The sequence below is a fragment of the Pseudomonas fluorescens genome (assembly GCF_000967965.1).
GTDB classification, from domain to species: Bacteria; Pseudomonadota; Gammaproteobacteria; order Pseudomonadales; family Pseudomonadaceae; genus Aquipseudomonas; species Aquipseudomonas grandcourensis.
Genome location: NZ_LACC01000025.1, coordinates 218,421 through 232,128, shown reverse-complemented (window position 1 = coordinate 232,128; position 13,708 = coordinate 218,421). Strand labels below are relative to the sequence as shown.

The 13,708-nt window shown below is 56.8% G+C and carries 14 protein-coding genes, 4 tRNA genes and 1 riboswitch; of the genes, 7 read left to right on the top strand and 11 right to left on the bottom strand.

From position 1 onward, the window contains the following. Positions 1-2: 2 nt before the first annotated feature. Entirely contained in the window at positions 3-1,208 is a 1,206-nt protein-coding gene (locus VC35_RS20975) for a hypothetical protein (protein WP_046042339.1), read from the bottom strand. Positions 1,209-1,392: 184 nt separating this feature from the next. Here VC35_RS20975 and VC35_RS20970 point away from each other — a divergent pair, with 184 nt between their 5' ends. Next, a complete protein-coding gene (locus tag VC35_RS20970) occupies positions 1,393-2,010 on the top strand; it encodes a recombinase family protein (protein WP_046042338.1) in 618 nt (205 codons plus the stop codon). Positions 2,011-2,028: 18 nt separating this feature from the next. Next, positions 2,029-2,589, top strand: a complete 561-nt coding sequence (locus VC35_RS20965; protein WP_046042337.1) for a hypothetical protein — start codon at positions 2,029-2,031, stop codon at positions 2,587-2,589. A 134-nt stretch (positions 2,590-2,723) separates the two neighbouring features. On the opposite strand, the gene VC35_RS20960 is transcribed toward VC35_RS20965, so the two are convergent. Beyond that, a tRNA-Arg gene (locus VC35_RS20960) sits at positions 2,724-2,800 on the bottom strand. 290 nt (positions 2,801-3,090) lie between these two features. Between VC35_RS20960 and VC35_RS20955 the strand changes: the two genes are divergently transcribed. Both VC35_RS20955 and VC35_RS20950 read left to right on the top strand, forming a co-directional pair. Further along, positions 3,091-3,324, top strand: a complete 234-nt coding sequence (locus VC35_RS20955; protein ID WP_046042335.1) for a hypothetical protein — start codon at positions 3,091-3,093, stop codon at positions 3,322-3,324. A 23-nt stretch (positions 3,325-3,347) separates the two neighbouring features. After that, on the top strand, positions 3,348-3,527 hold the full coding sequence (locus VC35_RS20950; protein ID WP_046042334.1) for a PA3371 family protein: 180 nt from the start codon (positions 3,348-3,350) through the stop codon (positions 3,525-3,527). Between the two features lie 70 nt (positions 3,528-3,597). On the opposite strand, the gene VC35_RS29080 is transcribed toward VC35_RS20950, so the two are convergent. Continuing rightward, positions 3,598-3,831: a hypothetical protein gene (locus VC35_RS29080; RefSeq protein ID WP_080925351.1), complete on the bottom strand. Its 234-nt coding sequence runs from the start codon at positions 3,829-3,831 to the stop codon at positions 3,598-3,600. Between the two features lie 110 nt (positions 3,832-3,941). Here VC35_RS29080 and VC35_RS20945 point away from each other — a divergent pair, with 110 nt between their 5' ends. After that, positions 3,942-4,268 (top strand): Arc family DNA-binding protein, encoded by a 327-nt coding sequence (locus VC35_RS20945; protein WP_003178899.1) that lies wholly within the window; start codon positions 3,942-3,944, stop codon positions 4,266-4,268. Positions 4,269-4,369: 101 nt separating this feature from the next. Here the strand turns inward: VC35_RS20945 and mgtE are convergent, their stop codons facing one another. Further along, complete coding sequence (mgtE, locus tag VC35_RS20940) at positions 4,370-5,812, bottom strand: magnesium transporter (RefSeq protein WP_046042333.1); 1,443 nt, start codon at positions 5,810-5,812, stop codon at positions 4,370-4,372. A gap of 322 nt (positions 5,813-6,134) precedes the next feature. Here mgtE and VC35_RS20935 point away from each other — a divergent pair, with 322 nt between their 5' ends. Beyond that, entirely contained in the window at positions 6,135-6,653 is a 519-nt protein-coding gene (locus VC35_RS20935) for a SmpA/OmlA family hypothetical protein (RefSeq protein ID WP_046042332.1), read from the top strand. Between the two features lie 19 nt (positions 6,654-6,672). Here VC35_RS20935 and VC35_RS20930 read toward each other — a convergent pair. From VC35_RS20930 to ltaE, 7 genes are all read right to left on the bottom strand, one after another. Then, positions 6,673-6,749, bottom strand: a tRNA-Arg gene (locus tag VC35_RS20930). 72 nt (positions 6,750-6,821) lie between these two features. Beyond that, a tRNA-Arg gene (locus tag VC35_RS20925) sits at positions 6,822-6,898 on the bottom strand. 107 nt (positions 6,899-7,005) lie between these two features. After that, a tRNA-Ser gene (locus VC35_RS20920) sits at positions 7,006-7,096 on the bottom strand. Positions 7,097-7,158: 62 nt separating this feature from the next. Beyond that, positions 7,159-7,347, bottom strand: coding sequence for a carbon storage regulator CsrA (csrA, locus tag VC35_RS20915; protein ID WP_002554426.1), 189 nt, complete (start codon positions 7,345-7,347; stop codon positions 7,159-7,161). A 188-nt stretch (positions 7,348-7,535) separates the two neighbouring features. Then, entirely contained in the window at positions 7,536-8,777 is a 1,242-nt protein-coding gene (locus VC35_RS20910; protein WP_007971040.1) for an aspartate kinase, read from the bottom strand. A gap of 91 nt (positions 8,778-8,868) precedes the next feature. After that, positions 8,869-11,490, bottom strand: a complete 2,622-nt coding sequence (alaS, locus tag VC35_RS20905) for an alanine--tRNA ligase (RefSeq protein ID WP_046042330.1) — start codon at positions 11,488-11,490, stop codon at positions 8,869-8,871. 146 nt (positions 11,491-11,636) lie between these two features. Next, the gene (ltaE, locus tag VC35_RS20900) at positions 11,637-12,641 is read right to left on the bottom strand and encodes a low-specificity L-threonine aldolase (RefSeq protein ID WP_046042329.1); all 1,005 of its coding nucleotides are present in this window, start codon (positions 12,639-12,641) and stop codon (positions 11,637-11,639) included. A 197-nt stretch (positions 12,642-12,838) separates the two neighbouring features. Continuing rightward, a riboswitch (FMN riboswitch) is annotated at positions 12,839-13,008 on the top strand. Positions 13,009-13,111: 103 nt separating this feature from the next. Between ltaE and VC35_RS20895 the strand changes: the two genes are divergently transcribed. Then, positions 13,112-13,621, top strand: a complete 510-nt coding sequence (locus VC35_RS20895; protein ID WP_046042328.1) for a 6,7-dimethyl-8-ribityllumazine synthase — start codon at positions 13,112-13,114, stop codon at positions 13,619-13,621. Positions 13,622-13,708 lie beyond the last annotated feature (87 nt).

The following is a 13,708-nucleotide window of genomic DNA, read 5'->3' as shown; positions in this document are numbered from 1 at the left end:
AACTAAACCGTTTTCGCAGCCTTCAGCGCCTCAACCAAACTCTTGATGTGTTCGGGATCAAGCGGGCTACTGACAGTGTGCGCTTCCGTAGTTCGACCAAAATAACTAGATGTAAGGCCCGTACGTATTGCCACCTTACTTTCCTCAGGAAGCAGTTCAATAAACGGACCGATCGACGCAAGCTCTAACTCGGTCTGTTTAGCCCTATCCGCATTTGTTCGATGACGGGCTGACTCTCTAGCTGTGTAAATCGCTGGCGTGGTAATCACAATGGCGTAAAACAGCCTTATGAGGACTGACACTGCGCTATCAGGAGTAAATGGCTCGAACCAAAACTTCAAGAAAGTGGCCACCGCAATCAAAATACCAGTGCCAAAAATCCCTATCGTGGCCCAACGCCAGAAATTAGCCTGTTTGCCTTCAGAGTTGGCAATCAACTGGTAGTTGCCTGTTACTCCTATGTTCCCCACCACCTGCACGATACGAGCGGCTTCATCTCGAAAATTGCTGATCTCTTCTAGTGTTCTAGAGGCGATATATGCCTGAAGCTTCATTTCCTCTTTGTGCAGCCCTTGTTGCTCGACGATACTCGCGTCAAAGACTGCTTGCCGTGCACCTTCAGCCTGGGTAAACACCTGCTCCAGCTTGGCAACGGCAGCAGACGCTTCCGCACGCTCCTTCGCTGCAATCTCAATCGCCTCATCAAGCTTCTTCGAGAGAATTCCACTTTTTTCGATGATGTCGACCAGGTCGTTCGCTAATTCATCTCGAGTCTTAGTCAGTTCCTGTATGACACCCTGCGAAAAATCGGCCTGGGCTTTGAGCAAGGCAGGAAAGGTATTCTTTGCAGTTCCCTGGAGCTGTGGAGTGAACGCCCAAAAGGTGGACATTACATTTTGGTCTAGCTGCGAAGATGCGTTAACGATATGGCCAGGATTCCCGTTACTGACAAATGCAACCAGCTCAGCAAGTGGGGCCTGAATATGGCTATTCAGCGTGCTCAACCCACCAGCGCTTGTGAGTTCCGCAGGCGTCTTATCGAGAAGCTCTTGAAGAACCTGAGCAATAGCAAAAACCTTATCGCGGGCGAATGAATAGCCTTCATCTAATGCTACGGCTTCGCTCGAAAACTCTGACATTTTGCGCATATCCAGGATGCGCTGGACTGATGCACGCAGCGGGGTTTCGTCGTAAGCAGCTCGCGTCATGGTTGATAGCTCGTTGTTATTTCATCCAGAAGCTACTGTTTCGCCATCACCTTGTCCACGAAACAAAAAGGTATGCCTATCCAGATACGGGCTAATTTTGTCTTTTTCAGGCTTTCCGCTTGATAAGTAACACCCAAAGTGCAACATTATTAGTAGAACGCCCTAACTGATACAGGCACCCATCATGTTCATCCGCGCATACCTCCGAGCCTCCACCGAAGAACAAGACGCCGGCCGCGCCCGGGCCTCGCTTGAGCAGTTCGCAAGTGACCACAACAAGGTCATTGCGAGCGTGTACTTGGAGAACGCCAGCGGCGCAACTGCCGACCGGCCGGAGCTGCTGCGCCTGCTGAAAGATGCGCGCAAGGGCGACGTGCTGCTGGTGGAATCGATAGACCGCCTATCCCGCCTCCCGGTGGAGGACTGGAAAAAGCTCAAGGCTGCTATCGACTCCAAGGGCCTGCGCATCGTTGCGCTCGATCTGCCAACCAGTCACCAGGGAATGCAGGACACGAAGGGCGACGAGTTCACCGGACGGATGTTGGGGGCGATCAATTCAATGTTGGTGGAAATGATGGCCGCGATCGCACGCAAGGATTACGAGCAGCGCCGCGAGCGCCAAGCCCAGGGTATCGAGAAGGCTAAAGCTGCCGGTAAATACCAGGGCCGGCCGGTCGATGAGGATCTGCACAAGCGCGTTACAGAACTGCTCGGCGCCGGCTTGGGCATTCGTGCAACGGCACGGCACGCCAAGTGCTCGACGACTACAGTGCTCCGTATCCGAGATATTTCTGTGAGTTGAATCAACCAGGATAAACAAGTGAAATTTCAACCAGCTGTAGACTTCACCGCTCAAGGCATCAACATACGAACCCTTATGACTATGTTTCGGGACTTTGAAGAGGTGCCCGTCACCGTGGAAAAAGTCGTGCCCATGGTGGTATTCATGGCTTTTTCAATTGAGTCATATTTGAACTCAATTGGCTCACGCCGCGTGAAAATTTGGGATGAGATCGAGCGAGTCCCTTGGAAAAGCAAGGTGGACATCCTTCATAGAAATGCAGGAGTGACGGCCGTTTGGGGTGATAGACATCTCCAGTTTGCTAGGGAAATCTTCAAGCTCAGAGATAATCTTGCGCACGGCAAACCAGAAGAGGTGCTCGGCCCGATGGTGGACTGTAACGAGCAGGCAATAGCTATCTTGGAGAGCGCCGACTTCGGGCCTGCTTGGTATAGCGCGCTGAATAAGGATTGGGTGATGAAAGCAAAATCGGATTTTACGAATCTGATGCAGAAGCTTGCAGCATTGTATGAACTTGGTGATTCGGATCACCTCTGTGCTGCAGTAGGTAGGGTCATAACCGTAGACCATGGGCACTGACCAGACGAGACACTCATAAAAAAAGCCCCGACCGAGCATTGCTTGGCGGGGCTTCTTTTTGGCCTGCTGCTGCCACCCTGCTGTCACGAAAAATTTAAGCTGACAGGAGTATGGCTTGAAAGGCCCAATTTATATGGTGTCCCAGGGCAGGTTCGAACTGCCAACCTTCCCCTTAGGAGGGGGATGCTCTATCCAATTGAGCTACTGAGACACACGTTGACCGCGCCGATGCGCGGTGCGATGGACGGCGTGCATGTTAACGGCCGGGCTGGCTTTTGTCATGTCGTCCGTAGGCTTTTTAAGTGTAGGCAGACGCCTCGGCCGGGCGCGGACTTGTTTACCGTGCAAATTGCATCACTGCAAAAAGCCATCATTGCAAAATGCAATATGGCGCTTTACCAAAAATAACTTAATTCATTGTTTTTAAAGAATTTAATTACCGATAAACTCTGGCATGCGAGCTGCTTCTGCTGTTCTCACAGAACAACCGAGGCCCGCCCCATGAAGAGCGCCCTTTCACTCTCCTATGCCATCGCACTGGCGGTTTTAGCGGGAGTTCATTTTGTTCCCGAGAGCAGCGCTACGCAGGCTGCCCAACACATGCCGCATTACCTTCAGTTGCAGAAGGCACCACAGCTGGCAGTGACGAGCGACCAGCACGGCTTTGTCAGTCAGGAGAACAGCCAGAAAAACACCCTGGTACCAGCTCCGTCTGCCGAACGTTTGGTATTTTGAATGACCCTCACCAGGAGTACAGCATGTCCAGATCAGCCGCGAGTTTCTTCATCCTCGCCTTGTCGAGCGGCATTTTTCATCTGTCATTGACCCAGGGCATGGTCGTCACCCTCCCCCTGATCGCCTGTGGCGTATTCAGCGCGCTGTTCGTGCTCGCATTGATCGCCGGGCGCAAGATCAAGTTTGATCCGGTACTGCGCTGATCCCGACATGGCAGACCCGTTGCAAGGGCCTGCCATCCATCCTGAATTCCCCCCATCCATACGACTCCCCCTAGTAAATCGGCCATTTGCCACTATTCTGTAAAAGACAAGGAACAGGGATCGAGTTCACTTTTTCCTGCTCGTCGGAAACCTTTCGTCGGGTGGAGAAAGCAGGAAGTGATGGGGCCTGGCCGAACTTTTCAAACCAGTCCGCATTTCTGATAATTGGTGCTGGCAGAACGCCTTTATCCAGTTCAATATTTGTCACAGAATTGACGCCAAGGATCTGGCTGCTTTGAGGCATGATGCGCGCCTCTATCAATTCAGGTTGAACATTTGGTCAGAGCGCTTGTCCTACCAGACATCCTGCGGCCAATCCCGAAAACCGCTCCCCTGAACTAACCGGTTAAATATATGCGCCCATTGAAACAGGCAATTTATTCCAGCCGTACGGCTGACAAGTTCGTCGTACGTCTGCCAGACGGAATGCGTGAACGCATTGCCGAGGTGGCTCGCAATCATCATCGCAGCATGAACTCCGAAATCATTGCGCGCCTTGAGCAGAGTCTTATTCAGGAAGGCGCACTGGGAGAAGAGTTGAGCATGCGCCTGGACAGCCCCGAGCTTTCCTTGCACGAACGGGAGCTGCTGCAGCGCTTCCGCCAGCTCTCCCATCGACAGCAGAACGCCCTGGTATCTCTGATCGCCCATGACGCTGAAATGGCCGCCGACGCGTCCTGATTCAGCCAGAAAGCCCAAGCCAGCCTGATCGCTGGCTTTTTTTTGCCTGAAATCCGGGCACAAAAAAACCCGCCAAACGGCGGGTTTTAGTGAAGCGGACTTCAGAGCAGGAAGATTGTCGCCAGCCCCAGGAAGATGAAGAAGCCGCCGCTGTCGGTCATGGCCGTGATCATCACGCTGGCACCCATTGCCGGATCGCGCCCCATCTTCGCCAGGGTCATCGGGATCAAAACCCCCATCAACGCCGCCAGTAACAAGTTGAGTATCATCGCGGCGGTCATCACCACGCCCAATGACCAACTGCCATAGAGCAGGTAGGCAACCACACCGATCACCCCGCCCCAGATCACGCCATTGATCAGCGCTACCGCCAATTCCTTGCGCATCAGGCGCGAGGTATTGCCGGTACTCACCTGGTCCAGCGCCATGGCCCGAACAATCATGGTGATGGTCTGGTTACCCGAGTTACCGCCGATCCCCGCCACGATCGGCATCAATGCCGCAAGCGCCACGAGTTTCTCGATCGAACCTTCAAACAAACCGATCACCCGAGAAGCCACGAACGCGGTAATCAGGTTGATCGCCAGCCAGGCCCAACGGTTACGCAGGGATTTCCAGACCGACGCAAAAATGTCTTCCTCTTCACGCAGACCCGCCATGTTGAGAACTTCGCTTTCGCTCTCTTCACGGATCAGGTCGACCATTTCATCGATGGTCAGACGGCCGATCAGCTTGCCGTTCTTGTCGACCACGGGCGCCGAGATCAAGTCGTAACGTTCGAACGCCTGGGCGGCGTCGTAGGCGTCTTCGTCCGGGTGGAAACTCACCGGATCGCTGGCCATCACCTCGGCAACCTGTTTGTCCGGATCGTTGACCAGCAAACGCTTGATCGGCAATACGCCCTTGAGGACGCCGTCGTAATCGACCACGAACAGCTTGTCGGTATGGCCCGGCAACTCTTTGAGACGGCGCAGGTAACGCAAGACCACTTCAAGGCTGACATCCTCGCGGATGGTCACCATCTCGAAGTCCATCAACGCACCGACCTGTTCCTCGTCGTAGGACAGTGCCGAACGCACGCGCTCGCGTTGTTGCTGGTCGAGGGTCTCCATGAGCTCATGGACGACGTCTCGCGGCAGCTCGGAGGCCAGGTCAGCGAGTTCGTCGGCATCCATGTCCTTGGCGGCTGCCAGGAGCTCGTGATCGTCCATGTCGGCGATCAGCGTTTCACGGACCGAATCGGATACTTCAAGGAGGATGTCGCCGTCGCGATCGGCCTTGACCAGTTGCCAGAGCGTCAGACGATCGTCCAGCGGCAAGGCTTCAAGGATGTAGGCGACGTCGGCGGAGTGCAGGTCATCGAGCTTGCGTTGCAACTCGACGAGGTTCTGCCGGTGAACCAGGTTCTCGACCCGGTCATGATGCGGGCCTTCCTGGCGGTGAGTCAGGTCTTCTACAACTCGCTGGCGCTGCAGCAACTCAACCACCTGAGCCAGGCGATCCTGCAAGCTTTCCTGCGTTTTCTTTACTTCAACATCGGACATAGGCGAACTCCACTCCCAGCAGCGGGGCACGCCGGAAGGATCAATCAGTCAATTCATGATTGGTGAAACGGGGTACTGAGTAACTACTGGGTAAGTCCATGGAGGTATTCCACAAGCCCCGGCGGGGCTGACGGGCGCAATGATACACCGCCTGACGGTTTTAAACGTTAAAAAATCTCGGCTGAAACAAGCGCTTGCATAACAAACCTGAGCATCGTCCTGATCCAGGAAAATGCGACGAAGCATCCAGAAAAGAAAACACACCTCCTATTCGAAAATTGTAGCCGTTACCCTTGAAAAGGAACGTCACGGAGGACGCCTGATGCCATCAGTTGCACAATTCTTTTTGCTTTTCACCCTGCTCAACCCCCTGCCCTTCGCGCTCGCCACCACCGTTCAGCGCTGCGAGGCGGCCAATGGGCGCATTACCTTCACCACACTGGGCTGTGCCGCGGAAGAGAGCGTTTCACTCCAGGACGTCCGTGCCTTCACCCCTGGCAGCACGAGGGCGCTTTTGCCGCCGGCCGAACCCCGTGAAACATCAGGAATTAAAATCCAGAGGAAAGAGCCGACCGTGGTCGGTCAGGCGCAGGACAAGTGTGGAAACCTGATCAGTGCCAGAGAGCGCCGGGAGGCAATCATCAATCAGCGAGTGGTCGCCGGCATGAGCCAGCAAGACGTCGAAAGCGCCCTCGGCAAGCCGGACAGGATCAGTATTCGCAATTCAGCCACGAGCTACCGCTACGATACCCAGAGAGGTCGCAGCGCACAGGTGGAGTTCGACGAGAGGGGATGCACGAAAGGAAAAGCCAAATCCAAGACGGCAAAAAGCCCGCATTAAATGCGGGCTTTCTGTTGTATGGTGCACTCGACAGGATTCGAACCTGTGACCGCTCGGTTCGTAGCCGAGTACTCTATCCAGCTGAGCTACGAGTGCAATTTGTGTTTTTAGACCAGATCACAACTGGTTGAAGCCAAGTTACCTGCATTGCTGCAACTAACTCTTAAATGGTGCACTCGACAGGATTCGAACCTGTGACCGCTCGGTTCGTAGCCGAGTACTCTATCCAGCTGAGCTACGAGTGCATTTGTTGCCGCGCATTATAGGCCGTCTAATCTCTATGTCAAACACTTTTTCTAGTAATTTCAACAACTTACCGAAGAAGCCAGATTACAACGTACTACGCAAATAATGGCGGAGAACGGGGGATTCGAACCCCCGACACCCTTTTGAGGTGTACTCCCTTAGCAGGGGAGCGCCTTCGGCCACTCGGCCAGCTCTCCGCAACACGGGGCGTATATTAACCAGCTTCTTCCCCGTTTGCAAACATAAAAAACGATAAAAATTAATGGCTTGGTTCTTCGTCCTTCTCTTTCTTGATACGCAGGTAAATTTCTTCCCGGTGAACAGCCACCTCTTTGGGGGCATTAACACCGATGCGCACTTGATTTCCTTTGACGCCGAGCACGGTCACGGTGATTTCGCCATCACCGATAATCAGGCTTTCTGCGCACCGACGAGTCAGAATCAGCATACCTTTCTCCTCACGCATTACATTTCAGGGACAACAGTCTGCAAAAAAAAGGCACTCGACCCACAACCGGAGCGGTCGCAGCCCTACATGCCTGAGTATTGACTAGCGCGAGCAAAAGAACAGGCTCGAGGGTCACGCCATTCAAAAAAACAAAAGGCGCGGTCAGACCGCGCCTTTTGGCAAACGCATCACTCGCCCTGGCGGGCCGGTGCGTCCAGTTCGAAAGCCGTGTGCAGAGCGCGCACAGCCAGTTCCAGGTACTTCTCTTCGATCACTACGGAGACTTTGATTTCCGAAGTCGAGATCATCTGGATGTTGATGCTTTCCTTGGCCAGGGATTCGAACATGCGGCTGGCCACGCCTGCGTGAGAGCGCATGCCAACGCCGACGATCGACACCTTGGCGATCTTGGTGTCGCCCACGACTTCACGGGCACCCAGCTCGCCAGCGGTTTTTTCCAGCACGGCCTGCGCCGCCTGGTAGTCGTTGCGGTGCACGGTGAAGGTGAAGTCGGTAGTGTTATCGTGCGCAACGTTCTGCACGATCATGTCGACTTCGATGTTCGCGGCACTGATCGGGCCGAGAATCTTGAAGGCAACGCCCGGGATGTCTGGCACGCCACGGATGGTCAGCTTGGCTTCATCGCGGTTGAAAGCGATACCGGAAATGATCGGCTGTTCCATGGTTTCCTCTTCATCAATAGTAATGAGGGTGCCCGGACCCTCCTTGAAGCTGTGCAGTACGCGCAGCGGAACGTTGTACTTGCCGGCGAACTCGACCGCGCGGATCTGCAGCACCTTGGAACCGAGGCTGGCCATTTCCAGCATCTCTTCGAAGGTGATCTTGTCCAGGCGCTGAGCCACGGACACCACACGCGGGTCGGTGGTGTAAACGCCGTCGACGTCGGTGTAGATCTGGCATTCGTCAGCCTTCAGGGCTGCCGCCAGTGCCACGCCGGTGGTGTCGGAACCGCCACGACCGAGGGTGGTGATGTTGCCGTGCTCGTCGACGCCCTGGAAACCGGCGACAACCACCACACGACCTGCCTTCAGGTCACCGCGAATCTTCTGGTCATCAATCTGCAAGATACGCGCTTTATTGTGCGCGCTATCCGTCAGAATCCGCACCTGGTTGCCGGTGTACGACACCGCCGGCACGCCGCGCTTGATCAGCGCCATGGCCAACAGGGCAATCGTCACCTGCTCACCGGTGGAAACGATCACGTCCAGCTCGCGCGGAACCGGTTGGCCGTCGCCACTGATTTGCTTGGCCAGATCGATCAGACGGTTGGTTTCGCCGCTCATTGCAGACAGCACAACCACCAGGTCATCGCCGGCATCGCGGAATTTCTTAACCTTGTCGGCGACCTGCTCGATTCTCTCGACAGTGCCGACCGAGGTGCCTCCAAATTTCTGTACGATCAAAGCCATTTCAAAGCCGCCTCTGCCCATGAAGGGCGCCCAAATAATCACTCAAACAGCGTTGCGGCCCACCACTAGACTGCGGGCCGCAAGCACTGCCTTAAAGACCCTGCTCTACAAACGGAACGGTCAGGGCCAGTGCCGCATCCAGTGCGCCAGCGTCGGTACCGCCGCCTTGCGCCATGTCTGGACGACCACCACCCTTCCCGCCCACTGCCGCAGCGGCTTGCTTCATCAAATCACCGGCTTTGAGTTGGCCAGTCAGGTCTTTGGTTACGCCTGCAACCAGAACGACCTTTTCCTCATGGACACTGCCGAGCAGGATCACTGCGCGGCCGAGTTTGTTTTTCAGTTGATCGACCAGCGCCAGCAGCGCCTTGCCATCCTGACCGTCCAGACGCACGGCCAGCACTTTCACGTCCTTGACGTCCAGCGCCTGGGCCGACAGATCGTCGCCTGCAGCACTGGCAGCCTTGGCTTGCAACTGCTCGAGTTGCTTCTCCAGCAGACGGTTGCGCTCCAGCACAGCCGACAGCTTGTCGATCAGGTTGTCGCGGCTGCCCTTGACCAGGCTGGCCGCTTCCTTGAGTTGTTCTTCCGCCGCGTTCAAGTAGGCCAGCGCTTGCGCACCGGTAACTGCCTCGATACGACGTACGCCCGATGCCACACCGCCTTCGCTGATGATTTTCAGCAGGCCAATGTCGCCGGTACGGTTGGCGTGGATACCGCCGCACAGCTCGACAGAGAAATCGCCCATGCTCAGCACGCGCACGTTGTCGCCGTATTTCTCGCCGAACAGCGCCATGGCGCCTTTCTGCTTGGCGGTTTCGATATCGGTTTCTTCGGTTTCAACTTCGGAGTTCTTGCGGATCTCGGCGTTGACGATGTCTTCCAGCGCTTTCAGTTGTTCAGGCTTGATGGCTTCGAAGTGGCTGAAGTCGAAGCGCAGGCGCTGACTGTCGACCAGCGAGCCTTTCTGCTGAACGTGATCGCCCAGCACCTGACGCAATGCGGCGTGCAGCAAGTGAGTCGCGGAGTGGTTCAACGACGTGGCGTGACGCACCTCGGCATCAACGTGGGTCTCGACCGGCGTACCGACGATCAGGCTACCCGAATCCAGGATACCGTGGTGCAGGAATGCACCCCCGGTCTTGGTGGTGTCACGCACGTCGAAACGCGCGCTGCCCGCCTGCAGGTAACCGCAATCACCGATCTGGCCACCGGACTCGGCGTAGAACGGCGTCTTGTCGAGAACGATTACGCCCTCATCGCCTTCGCTCAATACGTCGACTGACTGGCCATCTTTATACAGCGCAACGATTTTGGCGGAACCGCTGTGAGCGATGTAACCGGTGAACTCGGTGGCCACGTCAACCTTGACCAGGCTGTTGTAGTCCATGCCGAAGGAGCTGGCGGAACGGGCACGGACGCGCTGGGCTTCCATCTCACGCTCGAAACCTGCTTCGTCGATGGTCAGGCTGCGCTCGCGAGCGATGTCGCCGGTCAGATCCATCGGGAAACCGTAGGTGTCGTAGAGTTTGAACACCACGTCGCCCGGCACCACGTCGCCTTTGAGTTCAGCCAGATCCTGCTCGAGGATCTTCAGGCCCTGCTCCAGGGTCTTGGCGAACTGCTCTTCTTCAGCCTTCAGCACGCGCTCGATGTGCGCCTGCTGGGATGTCAGCTCAGGGAAAGCTTCGCCCATCTCGGCGACCAGGGCCGCAACGATCTGGTAGAAGAAGCTGCCCTTGGCGCCCAGCTTGTTACCGTGGCGGCAAGCGCGACGGATGATCCGGCGCAGCACGTAGCCACGGCCTTCGTTGGACGGCAGCACGCCGTCGGCGATGAGGAAGCCGCAGGAACGGATGTGGTCAGCCACGACTTTCAGCGACGCCTGGGCGTCGTTGGTGCAGCCGATGGCCTTGGCCGAAGCGCTCAGCAGGCTCTGGAACAGGTCGATTTCATAGTTCGAGTGAACGTGTTGCAGCACGGCACTGATCCGCTCCAGGCCCATGCCGGTGTCGACCGACGGCGCTGGCAGCGGGTGCAACACGCCATCGGCGGTGCGGTTGAACTGCATGAATACGTTGTTCCAGATTTCGATGTAACGGTCGCCGTCTTCTTCCGGCGAGCCCGGTGGGCCGCCCCAGATGTCGGCGCCGTGATCGTAGAAAATCTCGGTGCAAGGACCGCACGGGCCGGTATCGCCCATGGTCCAGAAGTTGTCGGAGGCGTACGGCGCGCCCTTGTTGTCGCCGATACGCACCATGCGTTCGGCCGGAACCCCGATCTCCTTGGTCCAGATGTCATACGCCTCGTCATCGCTGGCGTAGACGGTGACCCAGAGCTTTTCCTTCGGCAGGTTCAACCACTTGTCGGAAGTCAGGAAGTTCCAGGCGTAGCTGATGGCATCACGCTTGAAATAATCACCGAAGCTGAAGTTACCCAGCATTTCGAAGAAGGTGTGGTGACGAGCGGTATAACCGACGTTTTCCAGGTCGTTGTGCTTGCCGCCGGCGCGCACGCATTTCTGGCTGCTGACGGCGCGGGTGTACGCGCGCTTTTCCTGGCCCAGGAAGCAGTCCTTGAACTGGTTCATCCCCGCGTTAGTGAACAGCAGGGTTGGGTCGTTGCCCGGAATCAAAGAGCTGGAGGCTACACGGGTGTGGCCTTGCTCTTCGAAGAAGCGAAGGAAGGCTTCACGGATTTCTGCGCTTTTCATTAGGTTCTTCCACGGAGGCTGCGGCCAAAGGCCTGTTCGAAACGTCAACAGACGAAGCGACGGCAAAGGGCCGCATTATATCGGCCCTGCGCGCGGGGTACAGCGTGTTTATACGATAGAAACGGTCAATTGGAGTGCTAACGCTATCACTTGCGCGAAAAGTCGACGAATGTCGCGACGACCTGCTCGATTTGCGTGCGGCTGACGTCCATGTGCGTGACCATGCGCAGACGAGCGGCGGCACTGAGCTTGATCCCGCGCTCGGCGGCAAAGGCCTTGATGGCCTCGGCCTGTTCGCCCATCTGCACGTAAACCATGTTGGTCTGCACCGGTTCGACCTCGAACCCCGCCCCGCGCAGGCCTTCGGCCAGTAACTGCGCGTTGCCATGGTCATCGGCCAGGCGCTGTACGTTGTTATCCAGCGCATACAGGCCTGCCGCCGCGAGAATACCGGCCTGACGCATGCCGCCACCGACCATCTTGCGCAGGCGCCGGGCCTTGCCGATCAGCTCGGCCGAGCCGCACAGCACCGAACCGACCGGCGCACCCAGGCCTTTGGACAGGCACACCGAGACGGAATCGAAATACTGGGTGATTTCCCGGGCATCCACACCCAGTTTCACTGCCGCGTTGTACAAACGTGCGCCGTCCAGGTGCAGTTGCAAGCCATGCTCGCGGGTAAAACTGCGCGCCCGGGCCAGGTACTCCAGCGGCAGAACCTTGCCTTGCATGGTGTTTTCCAGCGCCAGCAAACGGGTGCGGGCGAAATGGAAGTCGTCCGGCTTGATCGCCGCCGCAACCTGCGCCAGGTCCAGCGAACCGTCAGCCTGCACTTCCAGCGGCTGTGGCTGGATCGAGCCAAGCACCGCCGCGCCACCACCTTCGTACTTATAAGTGTGGGCCTGCTGGCCGACGATGTACTCGTCACCGCGCTCGCAATGGGCCATCAACCCCAACAGGTTACTCATGGTGCCGGTCGGCACGAAGAGCGCCGCGGCAAAACCCAGGCGCCTGGCCAGTTCGGCTTCCAGGTGATTGACCGTCGGATCTTCGCCATACACGTCATCGCCGGTGGCGGCCTTGGTCATTGCATCGAGCATGCCGGCGCAAGGTTGGGTGACGGTGTCGCTGCGAAGATCGATAACGCTCATGAATCTGGCCTCGGTAAGCAGGGGAAATCCCTTTCAGGTAGGAATTACTGCGGGCATGGCGACGATTAATCAACCCTTGGGCTCGGATAATGCTCACTAATAAAGCGAAATACTCGATAGCAATCATCCAAAAGGGGCCATGCGCACACCGGAAATATGTGATAAAAACGCTGCGCCGCCAAACATTTGGGCGGCAAAAACGTTCTCAGGGCGGGGTGCAACTCCCCACCGGCGGTAATTGCGCGCAATGCGCATAGCCCGCGAGCGCTTGGTGACAGCATGGCTTCGGCGGTGCCGGCAGCAAGGTCAGCAGACCCGGTGTGATCCCGGGGCCGACGGTCATAGTCCGGATGAAGAGAGAACGGGATTGACAACAAAGGGCCGTCCGCCGGCATTCGTGCAAGCGTGCGTACCCTCAGATCCCCTTCGATTCATAACGCCCTGTTTTTCACACAAACAGGAGTCAGAACATGCAACCCACCGCAATCGACAGCAAAAGCAAACACCATCACGGCGAGCGCGTTGCGTTCATCCAGGCCTGCTGGCACAAGGACATTGTCGACCAGAGCCGTAAAGGCTTCGTCGCCGAAATGATTGCCCAGGGTTATCAGGAATCCGACATCGATTTCTTCGAAGTCGGCGGTGCCTTTGAAATGCCCCTGCACGCCAAGTTGCTGGCCAAGACCGGTCGTTATTCCGGCATCGTCGCGGCAGCTCTGGTGGTGGACGGCGGCATCTACCGTCACGAGTTCGTCGCCCAGTCGGTAGTCAGCGGCCTGATGCAGGTGCAACTGGAAACCGAAGTGCCGGTGTTCTCGGTGTCCCTGACCCCGCACCACTTCCATGCCGGCGAAGAGCACCAGAAGTTCTTCTTCGAGCATTTCCTGCATAAAGGCCAGGAAGCGGCGAAGACTTGTGCGGATACGCTGCTGAAGATCCGCTCGCTGCGTCGCAGTGAGCCGCGTGCGGTAGCCGTGTAATCACCGCAAAAACCTGTAGGAGCGAGCCTGCTCGCGAAGGCGGACTGTCAGTCGACGAATATGTTGACTGATACATCGCTTTCGCGA

Excerpts from the sequence above, each read along its gene's own strand:
- VC35_RS20895 (WP_046042328.1), top strand. The coding sequence starts at position 13,112 with ATGCAACCCACCGCAATCGACAGCAAAAGCAAACACCATCACGGCGAG.
- VC35_RS20935 (WP_046042332.1), top strand. The coding sequence starts at position 6,135 with ATGCCATCAGTTGCACAATTCTTTTTGCTTTTCACCCTGCTCAACCCC.
- ltaE (WP_046042329.1), bottom strand. The coding sequence starts at position 12,641 with ATGAGCGTTATCGATCTTCGCAGCGACACCGTCACCCAACCTTGCGCC.
- mgtE (WP_046042333.1), bottom strand. The coding sequence starts at position 5,812 with ATGTCCGATGTTGAAGTAAAGAAAACGCAGGAAAGCTTGCAGGATCGC.
- VC35_RS20950 (WP_046042334.1), top strand. The coding sequence starts at position 3,348 with ATGTCCAGATCAGCCGCGAGTTTCTTCATCCTCGCCTTGTCGAGCGGC.
- alaS (WP_046042330.1), bottom strand. The coding sequence starts at position 11,490 with ATGAAAAGCGCAGAAATCCGTGAAGCCTTCCTTCGCTTCTTCGAAGAG.
- VC35_RS20970 (WP_046042338.1), top strand. The coding sequence starts at position 1,393 with ATGTTCATCCGCGCATACCTCCGAGCCTCCACCGAAGAACAAGACGCC.
- VC35_RS29080 (WP_080925351.1), bottom strand. The coding sequence starts at position 3,831 with ATGCCTCAAAGCAGCCAGATCCTTGGCGTCAATTCTGTGACAAATATT.
- csrA (WP_002554426.1), bottom strand. The coding sequence starts at position 7,347 with ATGCTGATTCTGACTCGTCGGTGCGCAGAAAGCCTGATTATCGGTGAT.
- VC35_RS20945 (WP_003178899.1), top strand. The coding sequence starts at position 3,942 with ATGCGCCCATTGAAACAGGCAATTTATTCCAGCCGTACGGCTGACAAG.
- VC35_RS20975 (WP_046042339.1), bottom strand. The coding sequence starts at position 1,208 with ATGACGCGAGCTGCTTACGACGAAACCCCGCTGCGTGCATCAGTCCAG.
- VC35_RS20910 (WP_007971040.1), bottom strand. The coding sequence starts at position 8,777 with ATGGCTTTGATCGTACAGAAATTTGGAGGCACCTCGGTCGGCACTGTC.
- VC35_RS20955 (WP_046042335.1), top strand. The coding sequence starts at position 3,091 with ATGAAGAGCGCCCTTTCACTCTCCTATGCCATCGCACTGGCGGTTTTA.